Below are 11635 nucleotides of genomic sequence, written 5' to 3'. Positions count from 1 at the left end.
CTTGCGCTCGCGGTAGATCGAGTCGAACTGCGGCGTCTCGGTCTGGCACGGCGGGCACCAGGACGCGAAGTAGTTCAGCACCACGACCTTGCCCCGGTCGTCGCTGAGCCGGTATTCCCCGCCGGTCAGCAGGGTGCCCCTCCCCGGCCCGGCCTGCTTGCGCCGGGCCGCCTCGATGACCGAGCCCTTCTTGTTGGCCTGGACGTAGCGGAACTGGTTTCCCGCGTTCTGGTCGACGGCATTGGTGCCGCCACTGCACGCCGACAGCCCGAGGACAGCCGACAGCGCCGTGGCCAGCACGGCGGTACGAGATGTCATAGCCATCCCAGTGTGCAACGGGTTCACCCCCACAGTGTGAAGCGTGCGCAACGGCACAGCAGCACTGCCCCGTTTCCCTGAGCACCGGCTGTGCCGCGGCACAGGAATCGGCACACATTTCCCGGCACCGGCGCCCGCGAGGGGGTTTTGCGTCAGGCGCCGGGTGGCTGCTGCTCCATCCGGTTCGGGGTGGCGCCAGCCGGCTCGGCGTAGGCCACCGCGACGATCCGCTCGTCCTCGAAGATCAGCGAGGTGAGCGAGGCCAGCGAGCACTGCCGCCGGCGCGGGTCGTGCAAGAGCCGCTTGCCCTCGGCGTAGCGGCGCAGGCAGACGATCGGCAGCTGGTGGGAGACGCAGACCGCCTCGTGGCCCTCGGCCTGCTTGCGGGCGCGCTGCGCGGCGGCGAGCATCCGCTGCAGGATCTGGGAGTACGGCTCCCCCCAGGACGGCCGGGCCGGGTTGCGGAACTTCGACCAGTTGTTCGGGTGCTTCAGCACTCCGCCGCGTCCTGCGACCCGCTTGCCCTCGAAGGCGTTGGCGGCCTCGATCAGGTCCTCGTCGACCACCACGTCCAGGCCGAACTCGGCAGCGATCGGCTTGGCGGTCTGCTGCGCGCGCTCCAGCGGTGAGGAGGCCAGGTACGTCACGTCCCGGCCGGCGAGGTGGCCGGCGGCCTGCTCGGCCATCGCCTCACCGGCCTCGGACAGCCGGAAACCGGGCAGCCGCCCGTAGAGCACCTTGTGCGGGTTGAACACCTCGCCGTGGCGCAGCAGGTGAACTGTCGTCCGGGTCACTTCGGTGCCGCCGCTGCGGCGGCCCGGGCAGCGGCGGGCAGCGCGTCGGCGATCCGCGCGATCGCGGTGTCGTCGTGGGCGGCGGTGACGAACCAGGCTTCGAACGCGCTCGGTGGCAGGTACACCCCGGCATCGAGCATGGCGTGGAAGAACGGGCCGTACCGGAAGGTCTCGCTGGCCTGCGCCTGGACGAAGTTGGTGACCGGGGACTCGCCGAAGAAGATCGAGAACAGGTTGCCGGCGTACTGCAGCTGGTGCGCGACGCCCTCGGCGGTCAGGGCTTCGGATGCCAGCCGGCCGACCGTGAAGGCGGTGGCGTCCAGCCGGGCGTAGACCTCGGCGTCGGCATTGCGCAGGGTGGCCAGCCCCGCCGCGACCGCCACCGGATTGCCCGACAGGGTGCCTGCCTGGTAGACCGGCCCGGCCGGCGCCAGGAACGACATCAGCTCGCCCCGGCCGCCGAAGGCAGCGGCGGGCAGGCCACCGGACATCACCTTGCCGAAGGTGAACAGGTCCGCCTCGACCGGATCGAGGCCGTACCAGCCGGACCGGCTGACCCGGAAGCCGGTCATCACCTCGTCCATCACCAGCAGCGCGCCATGCCTGGCGGTGATCTCGCGCAGCGCCTGGTTGAAGCCGGGCAGCGGCGCCACCGCCCCCATGTTGCCGGCCGCGGCCTCGGTGATGACGCACGCGATCTGCGGCCCGTTCAGCTCGAAGGCCGCTTCGAGGGCGGCGACGTCGTTGTAGGGCAGCACGATGGTCTCGCTGGCCTGGGCGCCGGTGACGCCTGGGGTGTCGGGCAGCCCCAGGGTGACCACTCCGGAGCCGGCGCTGGCCAGCAGCGAGTCGACGTGGCCGTGGTAGCAGCCGGCGAACTTGATCACCTTGCCGCGGCCGGTGGCGCCGCGGGCGAGCCGGATCGCCGACATGGTGGCCTCGGTGCCGGAGTTGACCAGCCGCACCTCCTGCACCGGCGCCACCCGGGCGATCAGCTCCTCGGCCAGCTCCACCTCGCCGATGGTCGGCGTGCCGAACGACAGCCCGCGGGTGGCCGCCTGGCGGACCGCCTCGACCACCGCCGGGTGCGCATGGCCCAGGATCATCGGCCCCCAGGAGGCGACCAGGTCGACGTAGGTCCGGCCGTCGGCGTCGGTCAGGTACGCGCCCTGGCCGCTGACCATGAATCGAGGGGTGCCGCCGACCGCGCGGAAGGCCCGGACCGGGGAGTTGACCCCACCGGGGATGACCTTCTGGGCCCGGGCGAACAGCTCGGCTGAGATGGGTGCGTCGCTCACCCGCCCATTCTTCCAGCTTTGTGGCAGCTGCCTCGACCCCGGCTCGTCACAGCGGGCCGGGCTGCGTCACAGCCGGCCGGGCTGCGTCACAGCGGGCCGGGCTGCGTCACAGCGGGCCGGGCTGCGTCACAGCCGGCCGGGCCTCGTCACAGCCGGCCGGCCTCGATGATCCGGGCCAGGAACTGCCGGGTGCGCGGTTGCTCCGGATCTTCCAGCACCTGGCTCGGCGGGCCGACCTCCAGCAGCCGGCCGCCGTCGAGGAAGCACACCGTGTCGGCGACCTGCTTGGCGAAGCCCATCTCGTGGGTGGCGATCAGCATCGTCATGCCCTCATCCTTGAGCTCGCGCAGCAGGCTCAGCACCTCGCCGACCAGCTCGGGGTCCAGCGCCGAGGTCACCTCGTCCAGCAGCATCAGGACCGGCGAGTTCACCAGCGCCCGGGCGATCGCCACTCGTTGCTGCTGGCCACCGGACAGCTCGTCCGGCTTGGCCGTCGCCTTGTCCGACAGCCCCACCCGCTCCAGCATCGCCCGGGCCCGCGTCTCGGCCTCGGCGCGCGGCAGGCCGTGCACCTTGATCGGGGAGAGGGTGACGTTCTGCAGCACCGTCAGGTGCGGGAACAGGTTGAACGCCTGGAACACGATGCCGACCCGCGAGCGCACCTGGTCGGCGTTCACCCGCGGATCGGTGATGTCGGCGCCGGCCAGCTCGATGACGCCGTCGTCCACCACCTCGAGCAGGTTGACGCAGCGCAGCAGGGTGGACTTGCCCGAGCCGGACGCGCCGATCAGGACCACGCACTCGCCTTGCTGGACGTCCAGGCTGACGTCGTCGAGCACCAGGTTCGTCCCGAAGGACTTGCGCAGGTTGCGGATCGACAACAGGCCGGCGGCCTGCCCGGTCGTGGATATCACCGGCTGCTCGGGACGGGATCGCCACCTCATACGGCGCCACCGGCGACGCCGTACCAGCCCTGCCGCCGCGCGACCCAGTCGGTCAACCGGGTGAGCGGGATGGTCAGGCAGACGAACAGGAAGCCGGCCACGATGTAGGGGGTGTAGTTGAAGTCGCGTGCCGTCGAGATCTGGGCGGCCCGGATCGCGTCGATGACGCCGAGGATGGAGATCAGGCCGGAGTCCTTCTGCAGCGACACGAAGTCGTTCAGCAGCGGCGGCAGCACCCGGCGGACCGCCTGCGGCAGCACCACGTGGCGCAGCGACTGGGCGTTGCTCAGCCCGAGCGAGCGGGCCGCCGCGCGCTGGGACGGGTGCACCGATTCGATCCCGGCGCGGAACACCTCGGCGACGTAGGCCGAATAGGTCAGGACGAGCGCCGCGCCGCCGTAGATCACCACGGGCTGGAACGAGACCCCACCCAGGCTCAGCGCGGGCACCCCGAACCCGAGCAGCAGCAGCACCAGGATCAGCGGCAGGCCGCGGAACAGGTCGGTATAGGCGGCGGCGAACATGCGCAGCGGGAAGAACACCGGCCCGCGCAGGGTGCGCAGGATGGCCAGCAACAGGCCGAGCAGCACCACGACCACCGCGCAGATCAGCATCACCCGCAGGTTCAGCCACAGGCCGGCGGCGACGGCGGGAAAGGACTCCTTCGCCTTCTCCCAGCTGAAGAAGGTCTCCTGGACCCGGGGCCAGCCGGGTGAGGAGGTGACGCCGCCGACCACCAGGGCGAGCAGCACCACGGTGCTCAGCGCGGCGGTGATGCCGGACCGGATCGTCCGGCCCCGCCGGTAGGCCAGCCGCTGGCGCTGCAGTGCTGAGGGCTGCCAGCTGGAAGAGCCGGCGGGCGCGATCGGCTGCGGCGCCGGCGCCATCACTTCAGCTCAGGAGCGCCACCGGCGGTGGCCAGCCACTGCTGTTGCAGCCGGGTCAGCGCTCCCTCGCCGCGCAATGCGTCGACTGCCTTGGAGACGCACGAGGTGAGCTTGGAGCCCTTGGTCAGTACGAAGCCGAACTGCTCCGGCGAGCTGCCGGAGGAGATCTGTCCGACGATCTTGCCGTTGTCGAGCTGGGCGGCGCTCATGTAGAAGCCGGTCGGCAGGTCCACCACGATCCCGTCGATCTGCTTGTTCTTCAGGGCCTGCACGGCGAGGTCGTTGGTGTCGTAGACCGCCGGCTTCTGGGACGGCTTGATGGTGTCGGTGATGGTGGTGTAGCTGGTGGTGCCCACCTGCGCGCCGAGCTTGGCGCCCTTGAGGTCGGCGAGCGAGCTGGCGTTGGCGATCTTGCTGCCCTGGTAGGTGACCACCGACTGCGCGACGTCGTAGTAGCCGGTGGAGAAGTCGACGGCCTTCTTGCGCTCGTCGCTGATCGACACCTGGTTGATGTCGACGTCGAAGTTCTTGCGGCCCGGCGTCACCACGCTGTTGAACGAGGCGGTGACCCACTTGACCTCGGACGGCTGGAAGCCCAGCTCCTTGGCGACCGCGTAGGCGACCGCCGACTCGTACCCCTTGCCGTTGCTGGGGTCGTTGTCGGAGAACCAGGGCTCGTAGGCCGGGTTGTCGGTGGCCACGGTGAAGGTGCCGGGCTTGAGCAGACTCAGCTTGGACTTGTCGCACTCGTTGGGTGCGGCGCTGGCCGCGGAGCTGGCGGCCGGGGTGTCGGTCTTGGTGTCGGTCGGAGAGCAACCGGCTGCGCCGAGCAGGGCCAGGGACAGCGACACGGCAGCGGCAGAACGGACCAGCATGGCGGGAGCTCCTCGAAACGGTGAGGCACCAGCATACGGCGCGGGACCGTCTTTCCTACTCACCTGATAGGCAAGTGCGTGGTTGCTGGGTAGCTGGGCTGGTTACCGGCCGAGCGGGCGGCGCATCACGCACCGGCGACCCATCCCGTCCAGGCCCAGCTGCGCCTCGCGTTGCCGCAGCGCCCGGAGCGCTGGGCTGGGGGCGGGAATCTCGGTGAAGCCCAGCCGGACGTAGAAGGGCCCGTTCCAGGGCACGTCGCCGAAGGTGCACAGGGTGATCTGGTGGTATCCCTGCTCGGCGGCCCACTGGCAGGCCGCGTCGACCAGGGCGGTTCCGATGCCGTGGCGCATCTGCTTCGGCCGCACCGACAGGCCCTCGATGTGCGGCTGGCCGTCGACGAGCTCCACCCGCACATAGCCGACCGGGAGGTCGCCGGGCCGGGACCGGGCCACCAGGAGCAGCCGGGCCGAGGCCAGCTCGCCCAGGCCGGCCGGGCCGGGGGTGCTGCCGTAGCCGGCGACCTCGAAGAGCACGTCGGCGGCGACCTCCACCTTGATCAGCTCCGGCAGGTCCGCCGGGGTGGCCGGTTCGATGACGAGCTGCTGGGCAGGCGGTTCGATGACGAGCTGCCGGGCAGGCGGTTCGGCCGTCTGCTGGGCAGGCGGTTCGGCCGTCTGCTGGGCAGGCGGTTCAGCCGTCGGGGTCTCAGGAGCCGGTTCGGGGTCGGCGGCGCCGCGGGCGGCGAGCAGGCCGATGCCGCCGACCACGATCAGCGCGCCCAGCCAGGCGGCCGCGTGCGCCCGGCCGCCGCCCAGCGCGAGATCCCAGAGCCAGCCGAGGAGGATCAGCCCGGTCAGCAGGACAGCGCCGCGGTAGCGGGTATGCCGCCCGGCGCCACGCCCACTCGGCGCCGCGCCGGTCCTCATCGCAGCAGGGTAGCTGCCTCGTGGGCCCAGTAGGTCAGGATCATGGCCGCGCCCGCCCGGCGGATCGACAGCAGCGTCTCGAGCATCACCCGCTCGCGGTCGATCCAGCCCCGCTCGGCGGCAGCCTCGACCATCGCGTACTCGCCGGACACCTGGTAGGCCGCGACCGGAACCGGCGAGGCCGCCGCGACGGCCGCCAGGATGTCGAGGTAGGGCAGCGCGGGCTTGACCATCACCAGGTCGGCGCCCTCGGCGACGTCCAGCGCGGCCTCGGCCAGGGCCTCCCGGACACCGCGGGCCGGGTCCTGCTGGTAGGCCAGCCGGTCACCGGTCAGCGAGGAGTCCACCGCCTCTCGGAAGGGGCCGTAGAACGAGGAGGCGTACTTGGGCGCGTAGGCCAGCACCCCCACGTCGGGCCGGCCGACCCCGTCCAGGGCACGCCGGACCGCGCCGACCTGGCCGTCCATCATGCCGCTGGTGCCGAGCAGGTCCGCGCCGGCCTCGGCCTGGGCGAGCGCCATCAAGGCGTAGCGCTGCAGGGTGGCGTCGTTGTCGACCGAGCCGTCGGTGGACAGCACCCCGCAGTGGCCGTGGTCGGTGAACTCGTCCAGGCACAGGTCGCCCATCAGGACGGTCGCGTCGCCCAGCTCGAACTTCAGCCGGGCCAGGGCCAGGTTGAGGATGCCGTCCGGGTCGTCCGCGCCCGAGCCGCTGGGATCCTTGTGCGTGGGGATGCCGTACAGCATCAGCCCGCCGACGCCGGCCTCCACCGCGCCGATCGCCGCCTTGGCCAGCGAGTCCAGGGAGTGTTGGACGACCCCGGGCATCGAGCTGACCGGACGGGGCTCGGAGGCCCCCTCGGCGACGAACATCGGCAGGACCAGGTCGTTCGGGCGTACCGAGATCTCACCGGTCATCCGGCGCAGCGCGGCGGTACGGCGCAGCCGGCGGGGGCGCGACACCGGGAAGGACGGCAGGGCAGGCAGTTCGGTCACGCGTCAAACGTACCCGCCAGTAGTGCTGGTGACAGCTTGGTGAGGGCATGATGCCGGGATGCTGAGCGACACCGAGCGGCGCGCGTTGGACGCCCTGGACGAGCCGGCGCTGCACCGCGGCCTGCTCGAGCTGCTCGCGGCGCCGTCCATCACCGGCAGCGCGGCCGAGACCGAGCTGCTGCACGCGCTCGCCGGGCAGGCCGAGCGGCTGGATCTGGAGGTCGACCTGTGGCAGCCGGAGCTGGCCGAACTGCGCGCCGACCCGGACTTCCCGGGCACCGAGGCCGAGCGGGACGAGATCTGGGGGCTGGTGGCCAGCACCGAGCAGCGGGACGGCCCCACGGTCATCCTGCAGGGCCATGTGGACGTGGTGCCGCCCGGGGATCCCGCCGCCTGGGCCGGCGATCCGTTCACCCCGCAGGTGGACGGCGACCTGGTGCACGCACGCGGGGCGTGCGACATGAAGGCCGGGGTGGCGGCCAACCTGGCCGCGCTGGCGGCGATCCGGGCCAGTGGGGTGTCGCTTGCGGGCCGGCTGGCGCTGCATCTGGTGGCCAGCGAGGAGGACGGCGGGCTGGGAGCGTTCGCCACCCTGCGCCGGGGGCATCGCGGAGATGCCTGCCTGATTCCGGAGCCCACCGCGCTCGACCTGATCACCGCCAACTGCGGCGCGCTGACCTTCGAGTTGAGCGTGCCCGGCGTGGCGGCGCACGGCAGCATCCGCACGGCGGGGGTCAGCGCCATCGAGAAGTTCCTGCCGCTGTTCGCCGGATTGCGGGCGCTGGAGGCCGAACGCAACACCGAGCGGGACCCGCTGCTGGCCGGGTACGAGATCCCGGCGCCGCTGTCGATCGGGCAGGTCTCGGCGGGCGACTGGCCGAGCACGGTGCCGGATCTGCTGGTCGCGCACGGCCGGTACGGGGTGCTGCTGGACGAGGACCCCTTGGCGGCTCGCGCCGCGTTCGAGCAGCGGGTGGCCGAGGTGTGCGACGCCGATCCGTGGCTGCGCGCGCATCCGGCCTCGGTGCGGTGGAGCGGCGGCCAGTTCGCCAGCTGGCGGTTGGCGGCCGGTGACCCGCTGCGCTCGGTGGTGGCCGGCGCGCATGCCGACACGGTGGGCGGGCAGGTGGCCGAGCGCGGCGCTCCGTACGGCAGCGACCTGCGGCTGTACGCGGGGGCCGGGATCCCTACCCTGCACTACGGGCCGGGCGAGCCGGCCGTTGCGCACAGCGCGCACGAGCGGGTGTCGCTGACCGAGACGGTGCAGGTTGCCCGCACCCTCATCGTGGCTGTGCTGCGGCTGACCGGCACGGTCTAGCCGGGGTTATCCACAGGTTGGCGGCCGGTTGCGAGGTTCAAGATCCAATCGGGCATCATGGCCGGTATGGGTAGGCGTGCGTGGTTGGCCGGGTTGGCGGTGGCCGGTGCTGTGCTGGTCAGCGGCTGCACCGGCGAGGCCGGGCCGAACGCGTCGACGGTGACCCCGGCGTCCTCGCCACCGTCGACCAGCGCCGCGACCAGCACCAGTGCGGCGTCGGCGAGCCCGACACCCAGCGCCCGGCCGTACCCGGCGGACGTGCCACTAACCGGCCACAACGTCAAACCCGGCGAGAAGCCACCGCTGTATCCGGCGGCTGCCCGGGCCAAGACCCAGGCGGGGGCGAACGCCTTCGCCGAGTTCTACATGCGCACATGGGATTGGGCTTACGCCACTACCAATCCTTCCTATATGCGGCATTACTACGCGGCCAGCTGCGGGCTCTGTAGTGGACTAGCAACAGGAATTCAGAGGACTGCCGAAGCTAACCACTGGTACCTCGGCGGTCGGCTATCGATCGATTCAGTATCTTCCACGCCGCGAGGGCCTGTTACGGCACCTGCTGCTTATTGCTCGAAGGTACGTATCAGTGGCACTGCCCAAAGCGTGGTGGATCGGACTGGCAAGGTATTCAACGGCGAGGCAGCCCACTCCGGCGTCGCGTTCAAGCTATGCGCTGACTGGGCTAAGACCGAATGGCGGATCACCTACTGGGCACGATCCACATGACGCCCAACCGTTTGGGTCGGCCGATGAACTGTGGTCTTGTGCTAACCATCCTGGCCGCCGCTCTCGCACTGATTTACGCGCCGGCGGTGAGTGCAGCAGGTCCGGGATGCGGTAGCAGTGTTGACACATCTTGGTATGGCGGGTCTGGTCCGGAGCTGTCGGTGTGTCGGGGGCTTGTGGGGTAACGCCGACGGATCTGCCGGGTGGCAGCGGCGGGTCGCCGGTGTTGGTGATCGACTGCGGCTACGCCACGGCCACCGACGACCACACCCACTGGAACCCAGCATGTGGCCCGACCGGCTTCCCCTGCCCGCCGGTGCCCGGCACGCCCAACCCGCACCAGTTCATCACCGTGATCTCCCTGGACAACACCGCCGTCCCGATCGCCGCCTGGTGCGCCGGCGCCGCCGCCCCGATGCCCTCGACCGCCGCCCTGCGCGATGAGGTGATCCGGCTGCTGCGCCCACCCGCGCTCGGCGTCTCCCCCAGCACCGGCACCGCCCTGATCAACCTGCGCACCCTGTTCTGGGTCAACACACCCACCCAGGTGCGCCTCGGGCGAGCCACACTCATCGGCTTCCCCGTCGATCTGCGGATCACCTACGACCGGGCCGAGTTCGATTTCGGCGACGGCACAGCCGACACCCTCACCACCCCCGGCGCCGCCTACCACCCCGCCCACGACTGCGGGCCCTGCGCCGACCGGTTCGGCCACAACTACACCACCCGCGGCACCGTCACCGTCACCGCCCGCGTCTACTGGCACGCCCAATTCCGCATCGCCACCGGCGCCTGGACCGACATCCCCGGCGACGTCACCGCCACCCAGCCATCCCGAACCACCCTCACCGTCAAACAATCCCGCAGCACCCTCACCCCACCCCGCTGAACGCCCAGGCAGTGGATCGAAGGACGAAACAAGTCCTGTGGGTAAGTGCTGGCTGTTCTCCACAGGTCGGCTGCTGGTTGCTGGCTCCAAGATGCAGGGCATCATGGCCGGTGTGGGCAGGTGGGCGCGACGGGCCGGATGGTCGCTGGCCGGTGGGCTGATCCTGCTCGCCAGCGGCTGCACCAGTCAGGCGGGCCCGAACACCACGACGGCGCCCGCTGCAAGCACCGTGCCCAGCACGAGCGCCACGGCAAGCACCAGCGCAGCTGCTGCCAGCCCGACGCCCAGCGCCCAGCCCTACCCAGCAGACGTGCCCCTGACCGGCCACAACGTCAAGCCCGGCGAGAAGCCCCCGCTCTACCCCGCGGCTGCGAAAGCCCGCACCCAGGCCGGCGCCAACGCCTTCGCCGAGTTCTACATGCGCACCCTCGACTGGGCCTACGCCACCACCAATGCCTCCTACCTGAAGCACTACACCGGCCCGTCGTGCGGACTGTGCAACGACCTCGCCACCGGCATCAGCAAGGCCGCCGCCCAGCGCCACTGGTACCTGGGCGGCCGGCTCACCATCCATCCCGCAACAGCGACGCCCATCGGGCCGGTCACCGCGCCAGCCGACCACTGCTCGATCGTCCCCGTGGACAGCACGGCTCAGTCCGAGGTGAATCGCACCGGCACGGTCTTCCACGAGGAACCTGCCCACCCGGGCCTGCGGTGGAAGTTGTGTACGACATCGTCATCAGGGCTCTGGCAGGTCACGTACCTCGCAGGCGCGCGATAACAGCCGCAGCCGAACCAGCGTGGACTAGAAGACGGTGTAACCGCCATCGATCACGAGCACCGTGCCGGTCATGAACGAGGACGCGGGGCTGGCGAGGAAGACCACCGCCGGAGCAATCTCCTCCGGCTCGGCAGCACGCTGCTGAGGTGTGTCCCCGATCCAATGCTGTGCGAACTCCGGCCGATCGAGCGGTGTCATCTCGGTCCGGACATAACCGGGCGCGACCGCATTGACCCGGACGCCGTGGACGGCCCACTCGGCCGCGAGCGACTTGGTGAGGTGATGCACCCCGGCCTTGGACGCGTTGTACCCCGGCTGCCACTGCGGACGGTTCACGATCTGGCCGGACATCGACCCGACGTTCACGATGGCTCCCGCACCCGCCTGCACCATCAGTGCCCCGAAGACCTGGCAACCATTCCAGACGCCGGTCAGGTTCACGTCGATGACTGAGCGCCATTCCTGTTCCGTCACCTCCAGGGCAGGGCGGTGGACGCACGTCCCCGCGTTGTTGACCAGGATGTCCACGCGGCCGAACTCCGCCGTGATCTGCTCCGCGGCGCTCGCCACCGCGGCCCGATCGGACACATCGGCCGAGAACGCCAGCGCGCGGATCCCCTTCGCGGCCAGCTCCGACAGGACGGCAGCGCTCGCCGCCTCGTTCCGGGCGACGATCGCTATCGAAGCCCCTGCCTCACCGAGCGCGTGCGCGAACGCACGGCCCAGGCCACGATTGCCGCCGGTGACCACGGCGACCTGGTCCTTGACGGCGAACGTGTCCAGCACCGGCATAGCTCCACCCACCCCCGTTGGCGCCTCGACTACCGGAGGCCCGTCCGACTCACGCTAGTGCCCGGGCACAACACCACGGCAAGCGAAA

14 protein-coding genes are annotated in these 11635 nt (G+C 70.8%); 4 read left to right on the top strand and 10 right to left on the bottom strand.

Annotated elements, in window-relative coordinates:
- The 8 genes from VF612_RS11540 to hemB all read right to left on the bottom strand — a co-directional run.
- Nucleotides 1-318, bottom strand: a 318-nt coding sequence (locus VF612_RS11540; RefSeq protein ID WP_408659998.1) for a TlpA disulfide reductase family protein, incomplete at its 3' end; no start/stop codon positions are given.
- Between the two features lie 152 nt (nucleotides 319-470).
- The gene (locus VF612_RS11535) at nucleotides 471-1112 is read right to left on the bottom strand and encodes a histidine phosphatase family protein (protein WP_408659997.1); all 642 of its coding nucleotides are present in this window, start codon (nucleotides 1110-1112) and stop codon (nucleotides 471-473) included.
- Entirely contained in the window at nucleotides 1109-2410 is a 1302-nt protein-coding gene (gene hemL / locus VF612_RS11530; RefSeq protein ID WP_408659996.1) for a glutamate-1-semialdehyde 2,1-aminomutase, read from the bottom strand. Before hemL ends, VF612_RS11535 begins: the two co-directional genes overlap by 4 nt.
- Nucleotides 2411-2556: 146 nt before the next feature.
- Complete coding sequence (locus tag VF612_RS11525) at nucleotides 2557-3324, bottom strand: amino acid ABC transporter ATP-binding protein (RefSeq protein ID WP_408659995.1); 768 nt, start codon at nucleotides 3322-3324, stop codon at nucleotides 2557-2559.
- Between the two features lie 26 nt (nucleotides 3325-3350).
- Nucleotides 3351-4241 carry an amino acid ABC transporter permease gene (locus VF612_RS11520; RefSeq protein WP_408659994.1) on the bottom strand — a complete coding sequence of 297 codons (891 nt, stop codon included), beginning with the start codon at nucleotides 4239-4241 and terminating at the stop codon, nucleotides 3351-3353.
- The gene (locus VF612_RS11515; RefSeq protein WP_408659993.1) at nucleotides 4241-5116 is read right to left on the bottom strand and encodes an ABC transporter substrate-binding protein; all 876 of its coding nucleotides are present in this window, start codon (nucleotides 5114-5116) and stop codon (nucleotides 4241-4243) included. The genes VF612_RS11520 and VF612_RS11515 overlap by 1 nt, the downstream gene beginning before the upstream one ends.
- 102 nt (nucleotides 5117-5218) lie before the next feature.
- Nucleotides 5219-6043 (bottom strand): GNAT family N-acetyltransferase, encoded by an 825-nt coding sequence (locus VF612_RS11510; protein ID WP_408659992.1) that lies wholly within the window; start codon nucleotides 6041-6043, stop codon nucleotides 5219-5221.
- Complete coding sequence (hemB, locus tag VF612_RS11505) at nucleotides 6040-7038, bottom strand: porphobilinogen synthase (RefSeq protein WP_408659991.1); 999 nt, start codon at nucleotides 7036-7038, stop codon at nucleotides 6040-6042. Before hemB ends, VF612_RS11510 begins: the two co-directional genes overlap by 4 nt.
- A gap of 58 nt (nucleotides 7039-7096) precedes the next feature.
- On the opposite strand from hemB, the gene VF612_RS11500 reads away from it, so the two are divergent.
- Nucleotides 7097-8356 (top strand): ArgE/DapE family deacylase, encoded by a 1260-nt coding sequence (locus tag VF612_RS11500; RefSeq protein ID WP_408659990.1) that lies wholly within the window; start codon nucleotides 7097-7099, stop codon nucleotides 8354-8356.
- Here VF612_RS11500 and VF612_RS11495 read toward each other — a convergent pair.
- Entirely contained in the window at nucleotides 8353-8634 is a 282-nt protein-coding gene (locus VF612_RS11495) for a hypothetical protein (RefSeq protein WP_408660000.1), read from the bottom strand. The two genes, VF612_RS11500 and VF612_RS11495, sit on opposite strands and share 4 nt — an antisense overlap.
- On the opposite strand from VF612_RS11495, the gene VF612_RS11490 reads away from it, so the two are divergent.
- The 3 genes from VF612_RS11490 to VF612_RS11480 all read left to right on the top strand — a co-directional run bounded on the left by VF612_RS11490 (nucleotide 8516) and on the right by VF612_RS11480 (nucleotide 10755).
- Complete coding sequence (locus VF612_RS11490) at nucleotides 8516-9085, top strand: DUF6318 family protein (protein ID WP_408659999.1); 570 nt, start codon at nucleotides 8516-8518, stop codon at nucleotides 9083-9085. The genes VF612_RS11495 and VF612_RS11490 overlap by 119 nt on opposite strands.
- A 223-nt stretch (nucleotides 9086-9308) precedes the next feature.
- A complete protein-coding gene (locus VF612_RS11485; protein WP_408659989.1) occupies nucleotides 9309-9974 on the top strand; it encodes a hypothetical protein in 666 nt (221 codons plus the stop codon).
- A 37-nt stretch (nucleotides 9975-10011) separates the two neighbouring features.
- The gene (locus VF612_RS11480) at nucleotides 10012-10755 is read left to right on the top strand and encodes a DUF6318 family protein (RefSeq protein WP_408659988.1); all 744 of its coding nucleotides are present in this window, start codon (nucleotides 10012-10014) and stop codon (nucleotides 10753-10755) included.
- A 24-nt stretch (nucleotides 10756-10779) separates the two neighbouring features.
- On the opposite strand, the gene VF612_RS11475 is transcribed toward VF612_RS11480, so the two are convergent.
- Complete coding sequence (locus VF612_RS11475; RefSeq protein ID WP_408659987.1) at nucleotides 10780-11547, bottom strand: SDR family NAD(P)-dependent oxidoreductase; 768 nt, start codon at nucleotides 11545-11547, stop codon at nucleotides 10780-10782.
- Nucleotides 11548-11635 lie beyond the last annotated feature (88 nt).

This window comes from Jatrophihabitans sp. (genome assembly GCF_036388195.1).
Classification (GTDB): Bacteria; Actinomycetota; Actinomycetes; order Mycobacteriales; family Jatrophihabitantaceae; genus Jatrophihabitans_A.
The sequence above is the reverse complement of the archived record's forward strand: the minus strand, read 5'-3'. Positions and strand labels throughout refer to the sequence as shown.